This is a genomic window from Paenibacillus sp. S150, from assembly GCF_019352175.1.
Lineage (GTDB): Bacteria > Bacillota > Bacilli > Paenibacillales > Paenibacillaceae > Paenibacillus_AQ.
In genome coordinates this window covers 403,290-428,933 of record NZ_JACBYI010000002.1, presented here as the reverse complement: position 1 = coordinate 428,933, position 25,644 = coordinate 403,290, and the positions used below count along the sequence as shown (strand labels likewise).

Below are 25,644 nucleotides of genomic sequence, written 5' to 3'. Positions count from 1 at the left end.
GCGGGAGGCGGTTCTGTAATCTTTAAAAAAACACATTAAAGAAACTTAATGTGTATGAATGGAACCGGCTAACCTGAACAAGCTGATGGAACGCAAGGAAGAGATTCATAGGGGACTGAAGCGAAGTGGAAAAAGTAACACTAATGGGCTGGGATTTTGGATTTAACGGGTTTTAGTGGGATTTTGTACACTTCATGGAGGCCCGCTCCCCCCATACGGCTGATTTCAGCTGAATTAGTTATACTTTTTCCCACTAGGGATGATCCAGTATCCGAAGGCGGTGGATTAGTTATCCTTTTTAACACATAAAATAGCTGCCCTTTGAATGAATGGTTCAAGTTCATTTTAATTTAGGCGTATTCCCCGTAAGAGAGAGAAACTGATCGATTAGAGTTCCTTTTTCCCGCTAACACTTGCAAAAAAGCGGCTGGGGGAATATAAGGTGACCGTTTCCACTTGGAAGGAATATGAAGAGACCTTTTTCCCCTTGGCTTCCCGCCTGGCTTCAGCAGCCAGCCTTACACCTGAAATGCAAACCGCTGCGCTGCCCGGTTAAGGACGGCGTAGCCGTTTCCACTTATATGCTTGAATTTTACGGCAAGTAAATCCGGATTCATGAAAAACAGTGTAAAGGGAAGTCTAGGGATGGAGCAGCAAATGTCAAAAGCCTAACCGGAGCGAGGACTGAATGTATTGAACAAACCTTCCAAGGATTCAAGAGACGAAAAAAATTTAAAATGGTGGCAGCTTAGCCTGCTTGGGGCCGCAGGCACGATTGGCACCGGTTATTTTCTGGGGTCCGGCCTGGCGATTTCCATCGGGGGACCGGCGGTCCTGGTTGTTTATATTCTTGCAGCCGCTGGAACTTACGTCGTATTCGATGCTTTGTCGCGAATGACGGCAGAACATCCGGAGCAGGGGTCTTTTCGTTCCTATGCCAAAAAAGCGTTCGGAAACTGGGCCGGATTCGGAAGCGGCTGGGTATACTGGTTCTCGGAGCTGCTGATTATGGGAAGCCAGCTAACTGCACTGTCTATTTTTTTGCGGTTCTGGTTCCCGGCGGTACCGATGTGGGTCTTTGCAGCAGGCTTCGGACTGGCAGGGCTTCTTATCGTTTTCTTCGGGAATAAAGGGTTTGACCGGGTGGAAAATGTCCTCGCTGTAACCAAGGTGGCGGCTATTCTCATGTTTCTGGTTCTGGCCGTTGCTCTTCTGGCAGGCTGGATCGGGGGAGGCAAGTATACCCCCAAACTGCCGCTCAGTTATCCTGCGCTGCTTCCGTCCGGGCCGATTGGATTGTGGTCTGCTTTTATTTTTGCTTTTTATGCCTACGGCGGGATAGAGGTTCTTGGAATTATGTCTTACCGGCTTCAAAAGCCTGCGGAGGCGCCAAAAGCGGGAAAAGTCATGCTGCTGACACTAACGGCTGTGTATGTACTATCTATTGGCTTGGCTGTGACCATGGTACCGTTAAGTGCGTTTAATCCGAAGAAAAGCCCCTTTGTGCTTGCGCTCAGCAGTGATCACTTGTCCTGTGTCCCCCATCTGTTTAACGGGGTGCTGATCATCGCCGGATTCTCTACGATGACGGCCTCGCTGTATGCGATAACTTCAATGATGATTACACTTGCACAGGAAGGGGATGCTCCCCGGTTATTTTCGCGAAAGTGGAAGGGTAAATATCCGGTTTATGCCTTGTGCCTTATCTCTGCCGGATTAATTGCCGCCATTATAATGGCACTGCTGCTGCCGGGAAAGGTGTATGAATATATCACTACGGCTGCCGGGTTAATGCTGCTGTATAACTGGTCCTTTATTTTGCTGTCCTCCGGCAAGCTGCTGAAGGCAGGCAAGGCAAGCGGAGTGAAGCGCTGGACCGGACTTCTGCTGATTGCGGCAGCCGTGACGGGCACTCTTTTTCATAAGCTTAGCCGCCCGGGCTTGTATATCAGCCTGTTGATTGTAGCATTGATCGCAGTGTGTGATCTAATTGTGCAGCGGATACGACAAAAGAAAAATTCTCCCGAAAGAAACAATGCGGACAGGCAGAAGGGTATAGAGCACGGTCTATCCGGAGGGCCTGTATTTCGGATCAGAACAGCAGCCGGGCAGCCTGTACGCCAAAATAAAAACCAAAGGCGATAAGCGACAGGCCTGACAATACCGAAATTCCTTTCAGGACTTGAGCAGTCAATATTTTACGAAAGATGCTGGAGGCGGCGGCCATTGAAATGTCCCAGATGAGAATCCCCAGCACTATGGCACCGCTGTAAATCAGTAATTGCTGCATGGGATACTCGTTGGCAGCCTTAGCCAGGACCGACCCGTAAATTCCAAGCCAGAACAGGACAGAAAGCGGATTAAACAAAGACATCAGGAACCCGGACAGATAGGATTTGGATAGAGAGGCTTCGCCGCCTCTGCTTTCATCTGCTGAAAGAGCACCTGCATTTTTAATGCTCTCCACACCTGTATAGACCAGAACAAAGAAACCGAATAACCATAAAAATGCTTTGATAAACGGAGCATCGAGCAAATGAATTACGCCGAAATAAACCAGCAGCATATAAAGGATATCTGCGCTGACCGCTCCGATCCCCACAACCCAGGCAGGCCAAAAGCCTCCGCGTATGCCCTTGTCCATCTGTGCGGCATTAATCGGTCCGATAGGAGCCGATAGAGATAATCCAAGGAAAATATAGCCTATAAATACATTAATGTCTTTCACCTCCTTTTTAACTAAGTTTATTCAGCCAAGGCTGTTTGTAGGACAACCAAAAGCGCGATTGGACCGCTCGGCGGGCTGGATTCTCCGGAAGGAAGACGGCTTATCCCTGAAGATATTCTGGAGATCAAAGGGATTCCTGCAGGGATTGCCTTGCCGCCTAGCGCTTCCATTACCCTAAACCCTTCGTCAACGGCTTCAACCGCGCTTATCAGGAGCCGCTTGTCCTTGGCCGCCTTGTGCAGGTTGCCGCCGGAGACCGCACTGATGAAGTTGACCGGAATCACCAGAACGATGTGGCCTTTTAGCCATGCATCCATATCCTGCTCATAAGCCAGCTTATAGGCGGTTCATGGATTCCATGCCCTATTCCGCTGAAGATATTGCCGGGCATCTCTGGACGCAGCTTGTGCTTAACCAAATGGTGCCGTCAGCAAATTTCGCGGCTCCATGACGTAACTGCTTTTTGGTTGAACCGCTATCGCATCAGTCTTTAGATTATGGGGGTACCTGAAAGAGCAAATTTGAGGGGCAATAAGTACGCTGCAGTCCGTTATTCCGGCTAGATCTATATAGAATATAGGAGCTATATGGTCCGTTCGGGTTCAGAGCAATGACATATAGGAACCTCCCTCCAAGCAGCGAAAACAATCCGCTGAATCAGCAGATTTAGATTCCTATATTTTGAAAAAAGGCTGTATTCTGTTTGACAACCTGTATATACAGGTGTAGAATCCATACTTGTATATACAGGTTGGCGAAAAGATACTTGGCAACATCCGGGAGGGACTGCAAATGGCAAATGAGCCGCAACAGCAATGGTGGCGGAAATCTACGGTATATCAGGTATACCCCAAAAGCTTCAAGGACAGCACCGGCAGCGGAACGGGCGATATCAAGGGACTGACCGGCAGGCTTGATTATTTACAGGAGCTGGGGATAGAGATTGTATGGCTGCAGCCCGTCTATGTATCTCCGCAAAATGATAACGGTTACGATGTTGCGGATTACCGGCAGATTGACCCTGCCTTTGGGACGATGGAGGATTTTGATGAGCTGATACGGGAGCTGAAGAAACGCGGCATGCACCTGATGACCGATATTGTCGTCAACCATTCTTCTACAGAGCATCCGTGGTTTCAGGAGGCTAGGCAATCCAAAGATAATCCCTACAGGGATTATTACATTTGGCGGGACCCTGCTCCGGATGGCGGATTACCCAACAATTGGCAGTCCAAATTCGGCGGCCCGGCATGGCAATTTGACGAGACTACGGGACAGTATTTTCTTGCGCTGTTTGACAAGACCCAAGCCGACCTGAACTGGGAAAATGAGCAGGTCAGACGGGAAGCCGCAGACCTGATGATTTATTGGGCGGAAAAGGGGGTGGACGGATTTCGGATGGACGTCATCAATCTGATCTCCAAGGATCAGCGATTTCCTGACGATGATCCCTCCGCCTCTACGGGGGATGGAAGGAAATTCTATACGGATGGCCCGCGGGTCCATGAATTCATCAAGGAGCTGCATGCCAAAGTGTTCGGACCTTACAATCTGGTCACGGTGGGCGAAATGTCGTCAACCACGCTTGAACACTGCATCCGCTATTCCAAGCCGGAGGAACGGGAGTTCTCGATGACCTTCAACTTCCACCACTTGAAGGTGGATTACAAGAACGGGCAGAAGTGGGAGCTGAAGCCGTATGATTTTGCGGAGCTGAAAAGGCTTTTTACGGAATGGCAGACAGGAATGCAGCAGGCCGGGGGCTGGAATGCGCTCTTTTGGAATAATCATGACCAGCCGCGGGCCTTGTCCCGCTTCGGAGATGATGGGGAATACCGCACTGAAAGCGCAAAGATGCTGGCTACAACGCTTCATGGCCTGCAGGGAACGCCTTATGTCTACCAGGGGGAGGAGCTGGGGATGCCGAACCCGGACTGGCATGATATCCGTGAATTCAACGATATTGAATCGAAGAATATGTACCGGATTCTGCAGGAGCGTGGGCTGACGGGCGGGCAGGCGCTGGAGATCATCCGGGAACGCTCCCGGGATAATTCACGGACGCCGATGCAGTGGGACGCTTCGGAGCATGCCGGCTTTACGGAGGGTACCCCATGGCTCCGAGTGGACCGGCGGTACCGGCAAATCAATGTTCAATCAGAACAGGCCGACCCGCACTCCATTCTGGCCCATTACAAGCAGCTGATTAAGCTGCGGAAGCAGGAGCAAGTTATATCGGACGGCCTCTTCGTAAGATTGGATGAAGAGCATCCGCATATTTTTGCCTACTCAAGGATTGGAGAGACCGAAACGCTGATTGTGGTGTCCAACTTCAGCGGTACACAGACCGGGTTTTCATTTACGGAGGATTTCTGGGCCAGCCGCGCCGGCAATGGGGCCAGACTGCTGATCGGAAATACCCGGCAGACCCCCGCCTGGGGCAAGACGCTTGAGATTCCGCCTTATGGCTCATATATGTGGATTATCCGCTAGGACAACAACGAAATGAGGGGAGCAGAACATGGCAATCAATCGGCAGAATGTAGAAGATATCGTGAAGGCCGTCGGAGGAAAAGAAAATATAGAAGCCGCAACTCACTGTGTAACGCGGCTTCGCTTTGCCCTGAACGACGAGAATAAAGTGGATACGGATTTGCTGGATAAGAATGACCTGGTCAAAGGACATTTCTCTTCGCAAGGCCAATTCCAGGTTATTATCGGTCCGGGGCTTGTGGACAAGGTATACGACGAAATGATCAGCATCACCGGAGGAAGCCGTTCCACCAAGGATGAAGTGAAGACTGCCGCCAGCAAAAAACAGAACCCGCTGCAGCAGGCGATCAAGACACTCGCGGATATTTTCATCCCCATTCTGCCGGCTATCGTTATGGCGGGTTTATTGCTAGGGATCAACAATATCCTGACCGGCCCCGGGATCTTTTTTGACAATACCTCCCTGGTGGAGGTCTATCCGCAGTGGAAAGACTTTGCTTCCATCATTAACACGATAGCCAGCACGGCCTTTACCTTCCTCCCGGCTCTGATCGGCTGGTCGGCGGTAACGCGCTTCGGGGGCAGTCCGCTGCTGGGTATTGTTCTCGGCCTTATTCTTGTTCACCCGGACCTGCTCAGTGCCTATGGCTATGCCGATGCCAAAGTGGAGGGTACCGTACCTGTATGGGATTTGTTCGGCTGGCATGTCAACAAGATCGGCTACCAGGGGCAGGTGCTGCCGGTTCTGGTCTCGGCCTATTTGCTGGCGCGGTTAGAGCGCTGGTTGAACAAAAAGGTCCCCGACTCCTTTAAGCTGCTGATTGTGGCCCCGGTGGCTCTGCTGATTACCGGCTTCCTGGCCTTTACAGTTATTGGCCCCATCACCTTCGTCATTGCCAATGCGATTACCTCCGGACTGGTCAGTATCTTCGGCGGTTTTCCGGCGCTGGGCGGATTGATCTATGGCGGACTGTACGCGCTCCTGGTTATTACGGGGATGCATCACACCTTCCTGGCCGTTGATATCCAGCTGATCGGCTCAGAAGGCGGAACCTTCCTCTGGCCGATGCTCGCTTTGTCGAACATTGCCCAAGGCGCCGCCGCACTCGGCATGATGTTCGTGGCGAAACAGGAAAAGACAAAGGGGCTGGCCGTCACTTCCTCCATCTCCGCCTTCCTGGGTGTGACCGAGCCTGCCATCTTCGGGGTGAATGTGCGCTTCAAGTATCCCTTTATCTTCGGGATGATAGGTTCAGCGATTGCCGGTGTCCTGCTGGCCATAAATAATGTGCTCGCTTCATCCATTGGAGTAGGCGGGATTCCCGGCTTCCTGTCGATCTTCCCGGGCCAGTGGGGGGTGTTCTTTATTGGAATGGCGATTGCGCTGATTGTTCCGTTCGGTGCCACCGTGTTGTTTGGCAAAATCCGCAGCCGCGGAACGGACGATTCAGATAACGGGGACAACATAGACACGCAAGCTACTGAACCTGTAAAGGATAATCATAAGCACACGGAGCAAGGTGCTCCGGCTCCGGTCCAGACTGTTTCCTCCCGGGAATCCAGTCCGGCCGCAGCCGTTAATGTGCTGGAAGTGCTGTCACCGGTCCAAGGCAGGATAGTGCCTCTGGAGCAAGTGCCTGATCCGGCCTTTGCAGAGAGACAGATGGGGAAGGGAGTGGCAGTGGAGCCGTCCGAAGGGAGGGTTACCGCACCTTTTGACGCCACGGTTGCCCATGTGATCAAGAGCAAGCATGCCGTCATTCTGGAGCATGCCACCGGCGTGCAGCTGCTGATTCATATCGGCATCAATACCGTTTCGCTCAAGGGCAACGGGTTCACAGCCCATGTTGCCGCCGGTGATCGGGTCAAAGCCGGGCAGCTGCTGCTGGAATTTGACCGGGATACGATTACAGCGGCCGGATATCCGCTCATTTCGCCGATCATCGTTCCGGACGGGCAGGAAGTAATCGAGCGGGTGGAAGAGCTGACCGGCGGCGATGAAGCCCATCCGAATGCCGTGTTAAAGATCTATCTGCAAGGTTAGATTCATGATAAAATGACCATGGTGATTCTAATGAACAAGAATATCTATTCACATATCTATCATGACTGCTTGTCACAGATACAGTCGGGACGGCTGCAGGCCGGTCAGAAGATTCCTTCGGAAAGCGAGCTTGCCGAGGCTTACAGCACCTCCAGGGAAACGGTGCGCAAGGCGCTGCAAATGCTCTCGGAGAACGGGTATATTCATAAGATCAAAGGCAAGGGCTCCTTTGTGCTCGACACGCAGCGCCTCGATTTTCCGGTATCGGGCTTAATCAGCTTCAAAGAGGTTGCCCATAGGCTGGGCCGTCCGGTTCGAACCCTTGTCTACGAGAACAGCCTGGTTCCTTGTGCAGGCGGTGTCGCGCAAAGGCTGAGCATCAAAGACAATGATCCCGTATGGAAGGTTGTCCGGGCGAGAGAGATTGAAGGGGAGAAGGTCATCCTTGACAAGGATTATTTCCTGCCTGCTGTCGTGCCTTCCATACCGTCGGCAGCAGCGGAGGATTCGATTTATGAGTATCTGGAGGGCAGGCTGCATCTCCGGATCAGCTACGCCAAGAAGGAGATTTCCGTTGAGAAAGTGACCGCTGAAGACAAGCTGCTGCTTGATTTGCAGGATTACCGGCATATCGTCGTTGTCCGCAACTACGTGCATTTAGTCGATACCCAGCTGTTTCAGTACACCGAATCCCGGCACCGTCTGGACAAGTTCCAGTTTGTTGAATTTGCCCGCCGGACCCAGAACGAGAGAAACCCAAGATAAAAGGATATACATCACCGCCACTGGAAGCAGCGGCGGTTTTCCATTAGAAGCCCGGTTCGATCAGGGAGAAGACACTCCGGGAATTCCCCAAGCCTCCAGCAGAGGACCATGCGGTCCGTATACAGGGTCGCTTGCCGGCCTCGGCACCTCCGGGATTTCCGGAAGCGCTGCTTCCAGATCTTCGGCTGTTGCCCGGCGGGTGTTGTAGCTCATGCCGTCCGGGTAAGCGCCCGCTATAAGAAACCGGGAAGAACGGGACAGGCATTTATGCGCCGTTCCGGCTGGAAGGATCAGCACATCCCCGGCATAAACCTCCAGTGACATTCCCGCATCGCCGCCAATCTGCAGACGGGCACTGCCCGCAATGACACCGAGTGCCTCATGCGCATTGCTGTGATAATGATGGTAACCGAACACACCGTTCTGCCAGCTGTTAAGCCAGCCGTTATCATTGAATAGCTGCTCCATATCCTGAGGATTGTTGATCAATGCACCCCGGTAGAGAACGGCCGGCAGCTTCGGATTATTCGGCAGCAGTCCATCCCTCCCGAACACAAATGTCTGTATGGAACCTTCCGCTTTTACCATTATGGATCGCCTCCTGTGCGTCTGCTTATCATTACCCCGTACTGGGCAAATGTTATTCATATAGACTTTACAGGCGCTTTTGCGAAGGACAGCCAGCTGAAAATATCCTATGTCTCCCAGGACACCCCATACCTTCAGGGCAGCCTGACAGATTATGCGAGGGACCATGGGGTTGATGAGAGCCTGTTCAAAGCGATCTTGCGGAAGCTTGACTTCTCCAGAATTCAATTTGAGAAGGATCTGTCCGATTACAAGCGGAGGCCAGAAGAAAAAAGTGCTGATTGCCAAAAGCCTCAGTTTGTGGAACATGACCGGGAATTTTGCAGTAATGCAGCAACGAAAATTGTAGAGCTCTAATTGACATGAAATGCATTTCATCATTTACAGTAAATGAAGCGGCATATAAAAATCAGAAACTGCAAATGGGGAGAGCCTGCAATGAAAATTAAATTAATCGCGGCAGACATGGACGGTACATTTTTGGATGAGAAAAAGTCCTATAATCAAGAATGGTTCAAGCGGCTCTACGCGCTGATGAAGGTTAAGAATGTCCGGTTTGTGGTGGCCAGCGGGAATCAATATTACAAGCTGAAATCCATTTTTGAAGAGATACAGGACGAATTGGCCTATGTTGCCGAAAATGGCGCCTACGTGATCGACGGGACGGAGGTATTGTTCACCGGCGAGATCCCGCCGGATCATGTAAGGCTGATCGTGGAGAAGCTGAATCAGTATGAGGATATTTCTGCAGTCATGTGCGGGGTGGACGGGGCTTACGTGCTGGAAAGCTCCAGCGCTGAATTCTATAATCTAATGTGCCAATACTATCCGCGGCTGAAGAAGGTAAATGCATTTGGGCAGGTTAATGACCAGATCTTCAAATTCGCAATAATTACCCCTGACATATCCACTGAAGGCGTTGAGAAATACCTGCCGCTGCTGATGAAAGAACTGAATGGAATCGTAGACCCGGTCACCAGTGGACATAGCTGTATCGATCTCATTATCCCCGGATGTCACAAGGCTTCAGGACTGGAGCGTTTGCTGGAACGCTACGGCATCCAACCCGATGAATGCGCGGCATTCGGAGACAGCGGCAACGATATTGAAATGCTTAAGCTGTGCAAGTACAGCTATGCCATGGAGAACGCTTCGCCGGAAGTCAAGGCGGTAGTGAATTATCACACGGTCAGCAATAATGAGCACGGCGTTCTGAAAGTGATTTCCTCGCTGCTGGAGGAAACAGAAGAGCAGGTTTCTCAGTACTTGTAAAGTGAATCGGAAATGGGGCAAGAGCACCTATTGGAGTGAGGATGCAACTGAACTGCCTTATTTTCTAACAGCAGCTCCTGATATTGTTACGGGAGCTGCGTTTACTCCTTTAGAGGGAAATCCGCTGAAATTAAGTTACCTTTTCCCACTATTTCCTCTATATAAGCTGAACTTAAAACATTAATAAAAAGGGCAGCCAACCTTAGTGGGAAAAAGGAACACTAAGGTAGCGCATTCCGATCCTGGATCATCCCTAGTGGGGAAAAAGTACAACTAATCCGGCTGAAATCAGCCATATGGGAGGAACGAGTCTCCATGAAGTGTACAAAATCCCACTAAAGCCCGTTAAAGCCGGGATTCCAGCCCATTAGTGTTACTTTTTCCACTTCGCTTCAGTTCCCTATGAACCTCCTTGCATTCCACCAGCTTTTTCAGGTTCTCCGCTTCAACTCATATAGCGAAAAGCTTTTCCGTCCATTTAAGTTTACTCACTCCACTTCACTTGAATTGACACCCCTTGCCCCGGATGGCGATTTCGGTTAGCCTCCCCAATTTCACGCTTCCTCACGGCTCATACATGCAAAGGGTTGTCGATAAAAACTTTAACAAAAGAGAACGTATGTTTTATAATGAGTAAAGAGGCTGAAGCTTTCATCCCTGGGGAAACGAAATTCCCCGCCCCATAAAGAAATTTGACAATCCCCCATCCCTTCGAATATATTTGTATGCACAAACCATTACGTATACAAACGTATACAACTTATAAGGAGGAAACATTTATGCGCGAAGGACATGCGGGCACGCACAGACACCGGGAGCATTGGGAACACAAGGGGCAAAGACAGTTTCATAAGCAGGGGCCGAAAGATTCACCGGATCATCCTCCCAAAAGCGCTCAAACCTTCCGGCGCGGCAGGGCGGTAGCCTTTCTGGATAAGCTTAATATCAATCGGTCGACTTTGCAGCGCCAGTTAAAGGACCCCGAGTTCGAATCCATCAGACAAGTCATCAGCGGTGAATTAAAAGCGACAGAAGCCATCATCGAAGAGTTCAGCCATATGTTTCAGATACATGAGACAGGCTCCGAAGATCAAGCTTCAACTGATCCTAAAAATGAAGAGGGGAATGAAGCAAATGACCATCAATGAACTCATTAAAACCCGCAGAAATATTAAGCAATTCAAGCTGGATACAGTCAGTGAGGAACAGCTGCATACATGGCTTGAGGCAGCAAGCTACGCTCCCAACCACCGCATGACCGAACCCTGGGAGCTTCTTTTCATAGGACCTGAGACCAGAGCGAAATTAAAGCATAAAACGGATTTTGGCAATGCGCCGGTCGTGCTTGCGGTATTGTCCAAACCCGCAGCGTCTTCGTTCGTGCGTGACGAGAATGTTATGGCCGCCTCTTGTTTCGTGCAGAATCTATTGTTGGCTGTCCATGAAGCGGGTGCAGGTGCTTTTTGGTCTTCTTTGGGCGCTTCAGCCCACAATCGTGAAATACTCGGTGTGCCGCAGGATTATGATGTGATCGGTATCTTCGGAATTGGTTATCCGGTGGAAGTTCCGGCAGCCAAGCCGCGGACAGAGATTCGTTCCAAAATCACGTATTTAGCTTAGTTTCTGTGTCGATCACCCGCAAAGGAGAGAGCCGGATTTGAGGAATAACATCATTGAATACTGTTTGAAGAAGAAGGGGGCTGCCAAGGAATATCCCTTTGGACCTGAAGCGATGGCAGTCAAAATCGCCGGTAAAATGTTCGCGCTTATTTTTGAGGACAGCGCAAATTCTTTTCGCATAAATCTGAAATGTGATCCGGTAATTGCGGAAAACCTGAGAGAGCAGCTGAAGGCCGTCCGTCCGGGATACCATATGAACAAAAAGCACTGGAATACCGTTACGGTTGACGGTTCCCTGCCGGAGTCGGATGTGTTTGACATGATTGACCACTCCTACGATATGGTTGTCAAAAAGCTTCCTAAAAGCCTCCGGGAACAGATCTGAACGCAGTTCGCAGCTTCATACGTCCTTCATCATGTCATCGATATAGATTCGCTTCAACGACTGTGCTGCAGAGTCCCTATTCTTGGCGTATGAAATGTTATAAATACAGGAGTAAATTACGTTTAAGACATACTCAAAGGCAATCTGGGAGGAGAAGGTTCCGATTTTGGCAAATTTCACTTCGTCATTGGGTACCTGGATGCAGAGCGTACTGAGCTTCGCCAATTCACTTTGATGGTTCGCTGTGATAGTGATGAAGGGTACCTTTTCGCGGGTGAAATGCCCGGCTGCTTTTAAGTAAATGGGCGACCTTCCGTGGTAAGTCAGGAACAGCGCACAATCCTCTCCGGTAAGATTCACCGCATGATAAGCCCATTCGTACAGCTCCGTGGCAATCACAGCATATTTGTTGATTTTGATCAATTTATTCTGAAAGCTTTTCGCCCGGATCTGGGAATCGCCCAAAGCATAGATGAAGATCCGTTTGGCCTTGTCCAGCATATGGGCCGCCTGTGACAGCAGGTCAGCATCCATGAATGCAAAGTTCTTGTCGATCGTTTCCTTCAGCAATGCTGCGATTTCCTGCGCCACCTGCAGCGGGGATTCCTCATGGCCAAACGGATAGTTGGGATCAACGCTGGGAATAATCTGTGTGGTTTGCTGGAATTCCCGCGCCAGCTTGATGCTGAACTCCTTGAAGCCGGATAGCCCAAGCTTATGTGTTAACCGGTTAATCGCCGAATGTGAAGTGTAGGTCGCCTTGGCAAGCTCCTGAATATTCAAATTCAGCATGCTTTCCTTGTGCAGCAAAATATACGCTGCGATGCTTTTTTCGTTCGGTGTGAAGCTTTGCATTTCCTCTAATTGCAGCAGTAGTTTCAAGAGATTCACCTCAATAAACATTTTGTTCAAAAATAAAGCGTTATGGACAGCATTAAACGGTTGTTTGTACCGTTTTGCCGCCTAATCCTTTACGCCCGGCATTCTTCTTCTATAATAAATGAAAAAGAACCTGAGGGGGAAGAGCATGCTAACCATCGGATATATAGGGAATGGCAAAAGCACGAACCGTTACCATCTGCCTTTTTCATTGAACCGGGACTATTTGAATGTGAAGACTGTATATGCACGGAATCCGGATAAAGAGGAATGGGACAAAGCACCTGGCGTGCTGTACACCAGTGATATTGAAGTATTAATGAACGATGCTGAAATTCAGCTGATCGTTGTCTGCACACATCTGGATACCCATTATACCTATGCCAAAATGGCGCTGGACCACGGAAAGAATGTGCTTGTCGAGAAGCCTTTTATGATGAGCCGGGATGAGGCGGTCTCCATCTTTCAATACGCCACAGAGAAGAACCTGATCATACAATGCTACCAGAACAGACGGTACGATTCAGATTTTCTCACCACTCAAAAAGTGATTGAGTCAGGCAAGCTTGGTGATCTGCTGGAGGTGGAAATGAATTATGATTATTACCGTCCTGAGACCCCGAATTCCATTACGCATTTTTCCAGATACAACAGCTATTTATACGGACACGGTGTTCATACCCTTGACCAGGCACTCTCCTATTTCGGCACACCGGAATCGGTTCACTGCGATGTCCGTCAATTGCTGGGCCCCGGAAGGATGAATGATTACTTTGATCTGGATTTGTATTATTCTTCACTCAAGGTATCGATTAAATCCAGCTTTTTCCGCTTGAAAGCCCGCCCCAGCTTTGCGGTGTACGGTAAAAAAGGGGTCTTCGTGAAGCAGACGATTGACCGGCAGGAAGAGCATCTGAAATTATTTCACCTCCCTAAGGGGCATCCAGACTTTGGTGTTGATCTGCCGGAGCATTATGGCATCCTGACCTATCTGGATGCGGAAGGCGATTATCATGAGGAAAAAGTAGTCTCTGAAAAGGGGGATTATGCCCGGGTCTATGACGGTCTCTACCAAGCCATCATACACGGTCAAGAAAAAGTAATCAAAGACGAAGAGACGATAGCTGTCATGGGCATTCTTGAAGAAGGCATAGGGGAGTGTAAATGATATGAAGCTAGGAATTGTCGGAGCCGGAAAGATCGTAGGGGATTTACTGAGCTTTATTGGTGAGATTCCCGGTATTTCATTGCAGGCCATCTGTTCCAGACCCGGCCACAGGGAGAAATTGCTCGCTCTTCAAAATGAATACAGGATTTCCCGGATCTACTCGGATTACAGCGAAATGCTGCTGAATGAGGAAGTGGACACTGTCTATATCGGGCTGCCCAACCACCTGCACCATTCCTATGCAAAAGCAGCCTTGCTCAGGGGCAAGCATGTCATCTGCGAGAAGCCGTTCACTTCCAATTTGACTGAATTTCTTGAACTCAAGGAACTGGCCCGGCTAAAAAAGCGGGTATTGGCGGAAGCCATTTCGAATCAATATTTGAAAAATGTTGCAGCGATGAAGGACTTCCTGCCTAAGCTTGGCGAGATTAAAATCGTGGAGTGCAACTATTCCCAGTATTCCTCGCGGTACGAAGCCTTCCAGGCAGGAGAAAGCCTGCCTGCCTTCAGCCCTGGAATGTCCGGTGGAGCCTTGATGGATATTAATTTATATAATATTCATTTGGTGGTCGGTTTCTTCGGGAGTCCCTGGAAGGTAGAGTACTATGCGAATATGGAGCGTGGAATTGATACTTCAGGAATACTGATGCTTGATTACGGCGATTTCAAGTGTGTCTGCATTGGCTCGAAGGACAGCACAGCCCCAAGCAATATGAACATACAAGGCAACAAGGGGTATATACGCATGCCAAGCCCGGCAAATGTATGCGACTATTTTGAATACTCTCCCAATAAAGCAGCGCCAATCCGAGTGGATCATAAAGACCATCCGCATCGCATGTTTGACGAGTTCGTTGAATTTGAGCGAATGATCAGAGAGCAGGATCTGGACAAGGCCAATGAAATGCTGGAGCACAGCGGCAGGGTCATGAGTGTGGTTGAACAGGCCAAGCAGTCGGCCAAGCTTGTATTTGGTTCCGATGTCCATTAGCTGCTTAGGAAACCTTATGAATAGAGAGGGACAATGGAAGCTGAATTATACAACCCTCTCTATAAGCGTACCGAGCTGCTCAGCCAAAACATGATGTGGCACCGGCTTATTATTCATGAACCACCATTCCACTACCCCCACATACGCCGATGCAACAAAACTAATGACAATCTCTTCATTTAATCCGCTAATCCGCGGTTTTTGCCGATCGTTACATTCACCTCATTCCTGAACTCTTCGTATTTGTCCATGTAATGAAGATAGATGGTACCCCGGCTAACATTTGCCCTGTCCGAAAGATCCTGTACCGTAATATCATCGAAATTTTTCTCGGCCATCAGATCAATAATAGCCTTTTTCAGGGCTTCCTGGGTCTTGAGTATTCTTCGATCTACTTTTGCCATGCGAGAACCACCATGCTTTCTGATATCATATCAATAACTATTATTGGGCGGTGCTTGATTGAACGTTTTTTAGATAACTAAATTCGGAAATGTTGCTTTTGTTAGGATATTCCTGTACTAACAAAGTGGGATGGAGTATAATTCAGAGAAAACGCTTGCATTCCAAAAGCGCTTTTAGACTTAGAGAGACTATGACAGGAGTGAGATTGTTGCAGACAAAGATCAGCCTTGAAGGCGAGTGGAAGTTGCAGCTGGACAAGGAGAAGCAGGGACGGCAGCTGCCTTTTTCAGAGGTCATTTCCTTGCCGGGCACAACGTCGTATGCCCGCAAGGGAACCAAGAATGAGGAGATTGCAGTCGGTGCCCTAACGGATGAATATCTGTTCGAGGGACAGGCCTGGTATTCGAAGGAGATCGTTATTCCGGATGAGCTTGCCGGAAAGACATGTTTTCTATACCTGGAACGAACACGGCTGACGACACTCTGGCTGAACGATGAAGAGATTGGCAGCCGGGACAGTCTGAACACCCCCCATATTTACGAATTGACCGGCCATCTGCGGGCAGGCACCCAGACGATTACCATCCGGGTTGACAATACCGGCTATCCGACCAAGGGCGGACATCTGACTTCGCCGGATACCCAGACTAACTGGAACGGAATTACCGGACGCATGGAGCTGCAGTTTTACGGCACATCGTATTTGAGCGGAATCCGTCTGGACCCGGATCTGCCCGGCCGCTCCGTCAAAATCACGGCAGCCCTCACCGGAGCGGTTGCTGCCCCCCTTGCTGTTGCAGCCGCCAGCTTCAATAGTCTGACGGCACACTCTGTGCCCGAGCAGGAGTTCGAAGTGTCTCCAGGCGAGTTTTCCATCGTCTACGAATTGGGTGCGGATGCGCTGCTCTGGAGCGAAGCCGCACCTAATCTTTACAACATAAGCATCATTCTGAAGGATAGGGAAGGCAGAGCCGCCGACCGGCACGAGCTGATCTTCGGCCTAAGGGCCTTCCAAACGGACGGCGACAAATTTACGATCAATGGAGAGAAGACCTTTCTTCGCGGCAAGCATGACGGTTTGATTTTCCCATTGACCGGATATGCGCCGACCGGGGTAGAGGAATGGCTGCGAATCCTGGGGATTTCCAAATCCTACGGCATCAATCATTACCGTTTCCACACCTGCTGTCCGCCGGAAGCGGCCTTTGCCGCTGCAGACATGCTGGGTATTTACATGCAGCCGGAGCTTCCGTTCTGGGGAACGATTACGGAACCAACCGACGGGGGCCACAATCAGGCGGAGCAGGATTATCTGATCAGCGAGGGCTATGCGATTCTGCAGTCGTTCGGCAATCATCCATCCTTCGTGATGATGTCGCTCGGCAACGAGCTATGGGGCAGCAGAACCAGGATTGATGCGATTTTGAAGGATTACAAAGCATTCGACAACAGACATCTGTACACGCAAGGCTCCAATAACCACCAATTTGTTCCGGAAATCCTGGAGCATGACGATTTCTTTAGCGGAGTGCGCTTTTCCAGAGACCGCTTGTTCAGGGGCTCCTATGCAATGTGCGACGCACCTCTGGGGCATGTCCAGACTGATTTGCCGGGAACAATGAAGGATTATGACGGTCAGATCGTTCCTCCGGATCTGCGAAGCGGGGAAGATGCAGCCGCAGAGACTGGAGGTACGATCCAGATCCAGTACGGTACTGAAGCCAAGACGGTGCAGCTCGGCGGCGCATCCGGGGAATGGATTCCAAGGATTCCGGTTGTCTCTCATGAGATAGGGCAGTATGCGACCTATCCCAATTATGAAGAAATCAGCAAATACTCCGGCCCGCTCAAAGCCGGGAATTTCAAAATCTTCCGGGAACGGCTGGAGAGTAAAGGACTGGGCCACCTGGCTGCCAAATACTTTGCGTGCTCGGGTCAGCTCGCCGTAGCCTGCTACAAAGAGGAGCTGGAGGCGGCCTTCCGTTCCCGGAGGCTTGCCGGCTTCCAGCTGCTCGATCTGCAGGATTTCAGCGGACAGGGTACAGCGTTAGTCGGTATTCTCGATGCCTTTATGGATTCCAAGGGGATGATAACGCCTGAGGAATGGCGCACCTTCTGCAGTGATGCCGTTCTGATGGCGAGATTTCCGAAGTACAACTATACCTCCGGTGAACAGTTCAGCGCCCGCGTCGAGCTGTGCTGGTACCGGAGCGGAACGCCGGGCAGCCTCGGGCTTCACTGGGAGCTGGCCACAGACGGAGATAAGCTGGCTGAAGGAGGCGCCGAAGCCTTATTCCCGGCAGGGACGAATTACATTGATATCTGCCAGGTGACCCTTGAGCTTCCTGCTGTCGAGCGGATGCAAAAAGCTGTATTCTCCCTGTGGATCGAGGGCACGGATATCCGCAAGACCTACGACCTGTGGATTTATCCGGAGATGAAGGGCAGTCTGCTTGAGGGAATCCACGTGTTCGAGCAGCTCTCCGAAGAGGCGCTTGCGCTGCTGGCGCAAGGTGAAAATGTGCTGCTTATGCCGAAACCGGAGTCCCTTCACAACGCCGTAGAGGGATTTTATTGTACCGATTTCTGGTGTTATCCAATGTTCCGCTCCATTTCCGAGAGTATGAACCGGCCGGTACCTGTGGGTACCATGGGGCTTCTGATCAACAATAGCCATCCTGTATTCCGGGACTTTCCTTGCGAAGAATATTCCACCTACCCGTGGTGGAGTATTGTTCAGCACTCGAAATCGCTCATACTGGACGGAACGGACCAGGAATGGAATCCCCTAGTGCAGACAATTGACAACTTTGAACGCAATCATAAGCTGGGCTTCCTCCTGGAGTGTAAGGTCGGCCCCGGCAACCTGATGGTATGCGCCCTGGATGCGGACAAAGCAGGGGAAACACCGGAAGGAAGACAATTCCTGTCCAGTCTGGCGAATTATATGCTATCCAGGGAATTCACGCCACAGTACCAAGCGAGCGCAGCAGAGCTGCTTCAGTTAATTCAATAGACGAGTATTGACCGCGATTAAAAGCATAAGCCTTGTTCACACGGCAGCCTGCCGTATGAACAAGGCTTATTTGCAGTGCGCCCGGCATGGGCGATAACTAGGCGGTGCAAGTCCGCTGCAGGCTTGGCAGTAGGAACTGTTAGCCAAGGGCAAGGGTGTCCGCCGTGAGGAGGAATCTGAAGGAAGCCGGAGGCAACCCCCCGGTCTGACGAACAGAAATCACATAGAGGCAGGATGAGACGGACGAGCTTGCTGCACAGAGCAAAGTCCAATACTGCCCTAATCTCATCATGTAAATGTCGCAGATGGATGAGGGGAAAGCTATCGCTCTGACCCGGGGAGGTCTCACAGACGTGGAGCGGGGAAAAAAATCCGGAATATGGAGTAAAGCTTGCGGTGAGAAGTCAGCAGACACCATAGTCCGCTTGCCGCTGTCGCGGCAAGCGGAAGGACTGAACAACCGTAAGTCTTGAGTACAGACGGAAAGGAGAATCGATGCGATGAAAGCAGAATACCGGAAGGGCTGCCGGCAGAGAGATCGCGTGGAACGCGAAGGGTATGCCGGAGCGCGGAGCATCGAAGCTCGGGAAGGAAAAGAAAGAGACGGTGCAATCGATCTGATGGAACGAATCCTGGACAGAGACAATCTGAACCGGGTGTACAAACAGGTCAAACGCAACCACGGAGCGCCCGGAATCGATGAGATGACCGCCCTTGCAGCGTTGCCGTGGCTGCGTGAAAACAGAGAGGAACTCCTGCAAAGCATCCGGGAAGCGTATACGTGCGCGTACACCGCCAATCGCTGTCCAAGGCAAAGAAGAAACTGAAGAAGGAGCTAACCAGTCGAAGCCAGGACAGGAAGGCGCGGCAGGTGATGGAGAACGTGAAGGTCTATATACACGGATGGATCGTGCTATTTCTATGTAGCAGACAAGAAGCGAATCCTGCAAAGCTGGAATGAATGGTTGCGAAGACGAATGCGCATGTACATCTGGAAGCAATGGAAGAAGCCGAGGACGAAGGTACAGAACCTGCGAAAGCTAGGGACACCGGAGTGGCAGGCGTATCATTGGGGAAATACAAGGCGGGGATACTGGCGCATGGCCGGTAGCGCAGTACTGCACCGCTCTGTAACAAACGAAAAGCTCGCACAGGCATGGTATATGACTTCCTTGCCCAGTACGAGCGTCTACGTCAATTGCACTCAAACAGTTGAACCGCCGTGTACCGAACGGTATGCACGGCGGTGTGAGAGTTCGGCTATTCAACTAATGGGTAGCCTCCTGCTCGATTCATGCAGCGTCATATAAATGTCCGGCACATTTGCTCCAAGATGCGTTCGGGAGAATTGCCGCGCTCATTTCTTTGAAATGGTTTCTCTCCCTTACCGAGAAATACGCCTAATTTAAGCTGAACTTGAACCATTAATAAAAAGGGCAGCCATTTTAGTGGTAAAAAGTAACACTAAGGTAGCGCATTCGGATATTGGATCATCCCTAGTGGGAAAAAGTACAACTAATCCGGCTGAAATCAGCCGTAGGGAGGGAGATGGCCTCCATTAAGTGTACAAAATCCCACTAAAGCCCGTTCAAGCCAGAATTCCAGCCCATTAGTGTTACTTTTTACACTTCGCTTCCGTTCCCTATGAATCTCCTCCTTGCGTTCCATCCGCTTGTTCAGGTTCTCCGGTTCCATTCCTATACATTAGGTTTCTTTATGGTGTTAATTAAAGATTACAGAACCGCCTCCCGCTTAAACAGCGGAGCGGACGGACCCGCGGAACAGCGGCAGCGGCCGCCCGGGTCTCCGGATTTTCACCGCTAAGAGACTGCGACGAAATAAAGTACAGCTAAATTGTTGACAAAACTCCCAAAACCGTGGAGCTTTTGTCAACAAAAGCGGGTACTCATTTCCTCGCAGCTCTTAAGGGGAATGAAATAAATCTGGAGAGCACAGCGACCCAGACAATGCTCCGTTCGCAGAGCGTCCACTCCAGAAGCCTACGTATATTCTACGCAAAATAACCCCACAAAGCGGGGCCTTGGCTTCGATGATGACTCAGGTACTTTGCGGGGACCCCAAAACATATAAATTCTGATCTTTTAAGAAGAAACCGGCTGCGCCGTCCTTATAAGGACGGTATCCGTTCCAGCGAGAAAGATAAGGCTAATTGATAGCGTGAAACATATAAACCTGAATTTTGAAAGTGAATTGAACCCATCCAGATCGGACAAGGGATAACCCCTCTTTTTCCTTCACCATCTTGGGTGCAAGCTGTTATTAGCAAGAAATCCCTTCGTGTAGAGCTTTTTAGATGATTTGTGGATACTTACTTTCGAAATTAGGATAAATTCTTATTTTTTAAAGAAAAGACTTCAACTTGATGAACCCGGAGTCTTCAATGCGCCTAACCGGTTGCCTCAATAATTTTTTCCATGCACTTCCCGCCGGTATGCTGAAACACAGCTGATGATGGATGTACGGGCGAATGGGAGTTGAAAAACTCAAAGGAGAGTTTCCACGGAGCATTTTTTGAATAGATAGTTCATTCTGGACGCAGGACTTCTATGCCGACATCCACAGTCAGATTTTGCCTCAGCAGATTAATTACAATTTTCGCCCTGTTTTTATGTCTGTCAATTTTTTTAATAATGCCCTCCAAGCCTTTAAGCGGACCGGATATGACCGTGACCTTGGAGTCCTTGTCTATATGTACGGTGGAATAATCAATATAGCCTTCAGACCCGGTCAGCTTCAGGATCACATCCATTTCCTCAAGGGCTATGCTGGAGAAATGGGTTTCTTTCCTCTCATAGAAGTTCCCGATGTTGAGCAGCTTGTAGATCCGCAGTGTACTCTTTATGTCATTATATATGACACTGTTCATTTCCGTTTGAATAAAAATATATCCCGGAAACATTTGCTTCATCACATGATTGACTATGCCTTCTTTTTTTTCTGTAATTTTTCTTTTGGGAACGAGGGTCCGCAAGGCACACTGATCAAACTTCAAATGCAGATGCTTCTGGACCAGATCTTCTTTCCCATTTTCCACAAACAAGGCATACCAATTGACCATTCTCTACACCTCAATAAATTTATAGTGGGCTTTGCAGCTTTTTTAACACTATCTGTCTCAAGAAAAAGGTAAAAGCGGCTCTTGGTGCTATTGCTGTGGCTGTACAATGCTTCGGTCAAATCCAATGCCTATAAATATATAACAAATGGGATTTATTAAGATTAATACTGCTTAATATGAAATATATCAAAATTTCACATTAATTCAAGTGGGTGAGCTGAAATTTTACAAAACATTACAATAAACGAGGAAAATACATGATAATATAGAATACATTAAAAATATCATAATTTACAACACAAATACCATTAAATGTGATTTAGGTCATAATGCAAATAACATAAAATATTTAATATATACACATATATAGAATCTATTCGATATTCGTGAAAATCAGTTATAGACGTACGTTCAATCTTTACAATTGACTAATCGCTGTTTCGGCACGTTAGCACAATTTTAAAGTACATAATGCTCCATTAGGCGTGTATTTCAAAGCGTGAGTGGTGATGAACCGCCCTAAAATATGTAAATTATTTACAGTTATATCGGAAGCTTGATTTTTAACATCGTTTATTCCTTGGAGAGAAATGCGCAGGTCTTGTTAAGCCATTCTGGCTAACCGGGGCCAGCCATTTCTTTTTTTTTGTAAAGCAGGCTTTAAGCATTTTCGTGTAAACTCCCGTCACTGTACTAACTTTATTGACCCGATGGAACGTGAGCAGTTAAAGGCGATGGAAGACAGGGGGAAGATTAGTTTGAATAACAGCTGCGAGATTTATGAGCTCAAGACGGGCTTTTTTCATTTTCTCAATTACAGCTACGTCATTGTTGACCGGGCAACCGGAACGGCGGCGATCGTGGACCCTGCTTGGGAAATCCGTAAATTCACGGAGCTGCTGGAGCGTATCGGCGTTGAAGTATCTGCGATCCTATTGACGCATTCCCATGAAGACCATGTGAATTTAGTCCAGCCTTTGGTCAATTTGTATCAGCCCAAGGTCTATATGTCTGACATTGAAATCAATTATTATCACTACCAGAGTCCCAATCTTACCGGTTTCGGACACAAAGACCGCATCAGAATTGGGGATACAGTCATAGAATGCCTTTTGACTCCGGGGCATACGGCAGGAAGTGCCTGTTACCTGCTGCATGACAGTATGTTCTCCGGGGACACGGTATTTACTGAGGGATGCGGCATCTGCAATTGCCCGGGAGGATCGCCATCGGATATGTATGACAGCATTCAAATGATCAAGAGCTATGTGCCTGATTACGTGAAAGTGTACCCGGGGCATTCGTTCGGCAAAGGCACGGGGCACACTCTGGGCAGCCTCAAAGAGGAGAATATTTATTTTCAGATTTATAAGCGGAATCATTTTGTGGACTTTCGCATGAGACCGAACCAGAAAAATATTTTCAGCTTTAAATAAGCAAGCAACAGACAGATTTGGAGGAGGAAACGTGAAGCCGTCTACTGTATTCCTGTTTTCGGGGCAAGGCTCCCAATATTACCAGATGGGCAGCCCTTTATTTCAGGGGAATTCCAGATTCAGAAGCTGCATGATCATGCTTGATGAGCGGATTGAAGGGCAAATGGGCTTCAGCCCGCTGCATCAGCTCTACAACGCCGGCCGGAAGGTCAATGAAGTATTTGATCAATTACCGGTAACCCATCTTTCGATCTTCATGGTGGAATACGCCCTTGCGCGTACTTTAATGGACGAGGGAATCGTTCCTGATTACGTGCTTGGCACAAGCCTGGGTGAGTTCGCCGCCGCCGCGGTCGCGGGAATAATCTCGGTCGAGCAGGCCGTGGATATGCTTGCCGCTCAGGTTCAATATCTCGAAGAGGGCTGCGCACAAGGGGGGATGCTCGCTGTTCTCGGTGATCCCGCATTATTTGGGCAAATTCCGCTGATTCATAAAAATTGCAGCCTGGTTTCGGAAAACTACAGCATGCATTTTGTCATCTCGGGCAGTACAGAAGCTCTGGATAAAGCGGTTCAGGAATTGAACCGGAGCTCTATCCTCTCGGTGAAGCTGCCGGTCCAGTATGCTTTTCATTCTGCAATGCTGGACGGGATTGGTCCCCAATACAAAAAGTATTTGGACTCAATCCATTGCCGGCCGCCTCGCTTACGTTTTATATCCAGCCTGTACGGAAAAGAAATCTCCCGGCTGCCGGATGCTTACTTCTGGAATGTCATCAGATATCCGATTCTTTTCCGCGAAGCCATATCCGGCCTGGAACAGACGGCCCCGCATGTATACATTGATGCCGGCCCGTCCGGCACGCTTGCTACGATGGTCAAGTATAACCTTGCACAAGATTCGGCGTCACAGCAGCACATGATATTAACACCGTACAACCGAGAGGGACTGAACATAGAGAAACTGAAGAAGACGTTAATGCTGTCCAGAATTTAGACTAAGAGGTGACTGAATGACAACGTACCTTTTCCCCGGTCAAGGCTCCCAATACAAGGGCATGGGAGAGGATTTGTTCGAGAGCTTCAGGGAATATGTCAAGACCGCAGATGACATTCCGGGCTATTCCCTGAAGCGGCTGTGCTGGAAGACCCTGAGCATAAGTGGACGGAAAGCATCCGCTTCCTGATGGGAAAAGGCGAGATGGAATTTAAGCAGGTCGGCCCCGGCCATGTGCTTAATGGACTGGTGAAAACCATTCAGCGGGATTCGGAGTCTTTGGTTGTCGCCGAGCCGGAATTCATCGACCTGCACGCAGAGCCAAGCGTTGGGATAAAGGCTGCCGTTCAAGCTCCGGTTGAAGCTGAGCCTCAACCCGGCACCTGCCGATAGCCATGCGTTCTCTTCCTTGCCCCAAGCTGCCCAGACCCTTCAAGCCGACCAATTGGGCAGTGCTGAATTTAAAGAGGATTACAAGCTGAAATATGCTTATTGGGCTGGAGCCATGGGCCGCGGCACCGCCTCCAAAGAATTTGTTGCAGCCGCGGGCAAGCGCGGGATGGCTGCTGGAGCTGCTGGGCAGCCGCGGAGTTCAGAACATTGAGGCTTCCAGCTACATCAGCGTAACCGCAGCATTGGTTAAATTCAGGGTGCAGGGGCTCCGAAGAGATTCCGGAGGCCGTGTTGTGCCTGCCCGGAGAATTCTGCTCAAAGCCTCCCGGCCTGAGATCGCAGAAGCATAACCCCGGCGTCCTCCATGCAATGCCAGGTAAGGGGAACCCTGGAGAAGGCTTCACTGTTGGTTAAAATCCCTCCATGTCCCCATGGCTGCCTCCAGCGCATTGATTGACTGGCACGAAAGGGCAAAATATGGGAAACTGTAGTTGGCAAATGTATTCCTCCAATAATACATAGGCGTTAACCCGCCCATGTTTCCTGCATGAACGCATTTTCACATTCAGAGCTGTGGAGATTCCGGCTGCCGGACATTTGCCCAACATTACGCATGCGAAGCTGTTTACCGAAAAGGTGCGGGAATTCATCCAATCCGTACATGTGCCAACACCAGAAACGGAGCTTGAACCGGCCGCCCTGTGATATAATCATCTAAAACTATCAGTTTGCGGGGATGGTGCAGATGTTAGAGCCGCAGGTGTACATCCGGTTCCCGGAGGAAGCGGACGCCAAAGAATTGACAATAATGCTTAAGCGCAATCAGGATTTTTTTGAGAAATTTTCTCCAAGCAGTCCGGATGAGGCGTTCTACACAGAAGAGCAGCAGCTCCAAAGGATTATTAAAGGGAGAGCCGACAGGGCAGAGGACCTGAAATATGAATTCGTGATCTGCCGCAAGGAAGATGACCGGATTATCGGCAATATAGGACTGACCTTTGTGAAGCGCGGGCCGCTTCAGAGCTGTATGATCGGCTACAGCCTGGACCGGGATTATAACGGCAAAGGCTATATGACGGAGGCTGTGAAGCAGGCGGTACGCTATGCCTTCGAGGTGCTGAAGTTTCACCGGATCACAGGCGAGGCCTCTCCCAGGAATCCCGGATCTATCCGTGTGCTTGAGAATGCGGGATTCCACAAAGAAGGTATCGCCAGGAGCAACGTGAAGATCAACGGCGTGTGGGAGGATCATCAGGTTCTGGCTATTATCAATCCCTCCGAGTGAGCTATACGGCAACTTAAATGAACAGGAAAAAACGGCAGCCAGATTTACGGCTGCCGTTTTTCTGTATTAACGGGCATTGCAAGACTAACGGATCGAAATA

Annotated in this window: 23 protein-coding genes and 3 pseudogenes; 20 read left to right on the top strand and 6 right to left on the bottom strand. The window is 49.7% G+C overall.

All coding sequences use genetic code 11. The features are described 5' to 3' along the window. The first annotated feature begins 693 nt into the window (after positions 1 to 693). A complete protein-coding gene (locus tag HYD27_RS04505) occupies positions 694 to 2,145 on the top strand; it encodes an amino acid permease (protein ID WP_219211930.1) in 1,452 nt (483 codons plus the stop codon). Here HYD27_RS04505 and HYD27_RS04500 read toward each other — a convergent pair. Both HYD27_RS04500 and HYD27_RS04495 read right to left on the bottom strand, forming a co-directional pair. After that, positions 2,093 to 2,719: a LysE family transporter gene (locus tag HYD27_RS04500; protein WP_219211966.1), complete on the bottom strand. Its 627-nt coding sequence runs from the start codon at positions 2,717 to 2,719 to the stop codon at positions 2,093 to 2,095. The genes HYD27_RS04505 and HYD27_RS04500 overlap by 53 nt on opposite strands. Before the next feature lie 26 nt (positions 2,720 to 2,745). Next, on the bottom strand, positions 2,746 to 3,045 hold the full coding sequence (locus HYD27_RS04495) for a hypothetical protein (RefSeq protein WP_219211928.1): 300 nt from the start codon (positions 3,043 to 3,045) through the stop codon (positions 2,746 to 2,748). Between the two features lie 475 nt (positions 3,046 to 3,520). Here HYD27_RS04495 and treC point away from each other — a divergent pair, with 475 nt between their 5' ends. From treC to treR, 3 genes are read left to right on the top strand one after another with little or no spacing between them, the layout of a single operon-like run. After that, on the top strand, positions 3,521 to 5,221 hold the full coding sequence (gene treC / locus HYD27_RS04490) for an alpha,alpha-phosphotrehalase (RefSeq protein ID WP_219211927.1): 1,701 nt from the start codon (positions 3,521 to 3,523) through the stop codon (positions 5,219 to 5,221). Positions 5,222 to 5,249: 28 nt separating this feature from the next. Continuing rightward, positions 5,250 to 7,265, top strand: a complete 2,016-nt coding sequence (treP, locus tag HYD27_RS04485) for a PTS system trehalose-specific EIIBC component (RefSeq protein WP_219211926.1) — start codon at positions 5,250 to 5,252, stop codon at positions 7,263 to 7,265. A gap of 30 nt (positions 7,266 to 7,295) precedes the next feature. After that, the gene (gene treR / locus HYD27_RS04480; protein ID WP_219211913.1) at positions 7,296 to 8,030 is read left to right on the top strand and encodes a trehalose operon repressor; all 735 of its coding nucleotides are present in this window, start codon (positions 7,296 to 7,298) and stop codon (positions 8,028 to 8,030) included. Between the two features lie 60 nt (positions 8,031 to 8,090). On the opposite strand, the gene HYD27_RS04475 is transcribed toward treR, so the two are convergent. Then, the gene (locus HYD27_RS04475; RefSeq protein WP_219211912.1) at positions 8,091 to 8,618 is read right to left on the bottom strand and encodes a cupin domain-containing protein; all 528 of its coding nucleotides are present in this window, start codon (positions 8,616 to 8,618) and stop codon (positions 8,091 to 8,093) included. Between the two features lie 57 nt (positions 8,619 to 8,675). On the opposite strand from HYD27_RS04475, the pseudogene HYD27_RS04470 reads away from it, so the two are divergent. The 5 genes and pseudogenes from HYD27_RS04470 to HYD27_RS04450 form a co-directional block, all read left to right on the top strand. Then, a pseudogene (locus tag HYD27_RS04470) lies at positions 8,676 to 8,975 on the top strand (P-loop NTPase family protein); the annotation flags it as partial. Positions 8,976 to 9,056: 81 nt separating this feature from the next. After that, positions 9,057 to 9,890, top strand: coding sequence for a Cof-type HAD-IIB family hydrolase (locus HYD27_RS04465; protein ID WP_219211910.1), 834 nt, complete (start codon positions 9,057 to 9,059; stop codon positions 9,888 to 9,890). A gap of 779 nt (positions 9,891 to 10,669) precedes the next feature. Next, on the top strand, positions 10,670 to 11,038 hold the full coding sequence (locus HYD27_RS04460) for a hypothetical protein (RefSeq protein ID WP_219211908.1): 369 nt from the start codon (positions 10,670 to 10,672) through the stop codon (positions 11,036 to 11,038). Then, positions 11,025 to 11,510, top strand: a complete 486-nt coding sequence (locus HYD27_RS04455) for a nitroreductase family protein (RefSeq protein ID WP_219211906.1) — start codon at positions 11,025 to 11,027, stop codon at positions 11,508 to 11,510. Before HYD27_RS04460 ends, HYD27_RS04455 begins: the two co-directional genes overlap by 14 nt. A gap of 37 nt (positions 11,511 to 11,547) precedes the next feature. Next, complete coding sequence (locus HYD27_RS04450; protein ID WP_219211904.1) at positions 11,548 to 11,895, top strand: MmcQ/YjbR family DNA-binding protein; 348 nt, start codon at positions 11,548 to 11,550, stop codon at positions 11,893 to 11,895. A gap of 15 nt (positions 11,896 to 11,910) precedes the next feature. Here HYD27_RS04450 and HYD27_RS04445 read toward each other — a convergent pair whose 3' ends face one another. Beyond that, positions 11,911 to 12,777 carry a MurR/RpiR family transcriptional regulator gene (locus tag HYD27_RS04445; RefSeq protein WP_219211902.1) on the bottom strand — a complete coding sequence of 289 codons (867 nt, stop codon included), beginning with the start codon at positions 12,775 to 12,777 and terminating at the stop codon, positions 11,911 to 11,913. Between the two features lie 145 nt (positions 12,778 to 12,922). Here HYD27_RS04445 and HYD27_RS04440 point away from each other — a divergent pair, with 145 nt between their 5' ends. Both HYD27_RS04440 and HYD27_RS04435 read left to right on the top strand, forming a co-directional pair. Further along, entirely contained in the window at positions 12,923 to 13,942 is a 1,020-nt protein-coding gene (locus HYD27_RS04440) for a Gfo/Idh/MocA family oxidoreductase (RefSeq protein WP_219211899.1), read from the top strand. 1 nt (position 13,943) lies between these two features. Continuing rightward, entirely contained in the window at positions 13,944 to 14,933 is a 990-nt protein-coding gene (locus HYD27_RS04435) for a Gfo/Idh/MocA family protein (protein WP_219211897.1), read from the top strand. 45 nt (positions 14,934 to 14,978) lie between these two features. Here HYD27_RS04435 and HYD27_RS04430 read toward each other — a convergent pair. Then, positions 14,979 to 15,337 (bottom strand): annotated as a pseudogene (locus tag HYD27_RS04430) (TetR/AcrR family transcriptional regulator). Positions 15,338 to 15,537: 200 nt separating this feature from the next. Here HYD27_RS04430 and HYD27_RS04425 point away from each other — a divergent pair. The 3 genes from HYD27_RS04425 (at position 15,538) to HYD27_RS32880 (ending at position 19,664) form a co-directional block, all read left to right on the top strand. Further along, on the top strand, positions 15,538 to 18,354 hold the full coding sequence (locus HYD27_RS04425) for a glycoside hydrolase family 2 protein (RefSeq protein WP_309242012.1): 2,817 nt from the start codon (positions 15,538 to 15,540) through the stop codon (positions 18,352 to 18,354). Positions 18,355 to 18,854: 500 nt separating this feature from the next. Beyond that, positions 18,855 to 19,181: a hypothetical protein gene (locus tag HYD27_RS04420; protein ID WP_219211886.1), complete on the top strand. Its 327-nt coding sequence runs from the start codon at positions 18,855 to 18,857 to the stop codon at positions 19,179 to 19,181. 138 nt (positions 19,182 to 19,319) lie between these two features. Further along, positions 19,320 to 19,664: a hypothetical protein gene (locus HYD27_RS32880; RefSeq protein ID WP_375373889.1), complete on the top strand. Its 345-nt coding sequence runs from the start codon at positions 19,320 to 19,322 to the stop codon at positions 19,662 to 19,664. A 1,235-nt stretch (positions 19,665 to 20,899) separates the two neighbouring features. Here HYD27_RS32880 and loaP read toward each other — a convergent pair. Beyond that, positions 20,900 to 21,433, bottom strand: a complete 534-nt coding sequence (gene loaP / locus HYD27_RS04415; RefSeq protein ID WP_219211885.1) for an antiterminator LoaP — start codon at positions 21,431 to 21,433, stop codon at positions 20,900 to 20,902. A 758-nt stretch (positions 21,434 to 22,191) separates the two neighbouring features. Between loaP and HYD27_RS04410 the strand changes: the two genes are divergently transcribed. From HYD27_RS04410 to HYD27_RS04385, 6 genes and pseudogenes are all read left to right on the top strand, one after another. Further along, entirely contained in the window at positions 22,192 to 22,869 is a 678-nt protein-coding gene (locus tag HYD27_RS04410; RefSeq protein ID WP_219211883.1) for an MBL fold metallo-hydrolase, read from the top strand. A 31-nt stretch (positions 22,870 to 22,900) separates the two neighbouring features. Next, the gene (locus tag HYD27_RS04405; RefSeq protein WP_219211881.1) at positions 22,901 to 23,866 is read left to right on the top strand and encodes an acyltransferase domain-containing protein; all 966 of its coding nucleotides are present in this window, start codon (positions 22,901 to 22,903) and stop codon (positions 23,864 to 23,866) included. Positions 23,867 to 23,882: 16 nt separating this feature from the next. Then, positions 23,883 to 24,056 (top strand): hypothetical protein, encoded by a 174-nt coding sequence (locus tag HYD27_RS04400; RefSeq protein ID WP_219211871.1) that lies wholly within the window; start codon positions 23,883 to 23,885, stop codon positions 24,054 to 24,056. After that, a pseudogene (locus tag HYD27_RS33050) lies at positions 24,029 to 24,148 on the top strand (ACP S-malonyltransferase); the annotation flags it as partial. The gene HYD27_RS04400 and the pseudogene HYD27_RS33050, both read left to right, overlap by 28 nt. Positions 24,149 to 24,351: 203 nt before the next feature. Beyond that, positions 24,352 to 24,609: a hypothetical protein gene (locus tag HYD27_RS04390; RefSeq protein ID WP_219211867.1), complete on the top strand. Its 258-nt coding sequence runs from the start codon at positions 24,352 to 24,354 to the stop codon at positions 24,607 to 24,609. Between the two features lie 395 nt (positions 24,610 to 25,004). Then, positions 25,005 to 25,544 (top strand): GNAT family N-acetyltransferase, encoded by a 540-nt coding sequence (locus HYD27_RS04385; protein ID WP_219211865.1) that lies wholly within the window; start codon positions 25,005 to 25,007, stop codon positions 25,542 to 25,544. Positions 25,545 to 25,644: the final 100 nt, after the last annotated feature.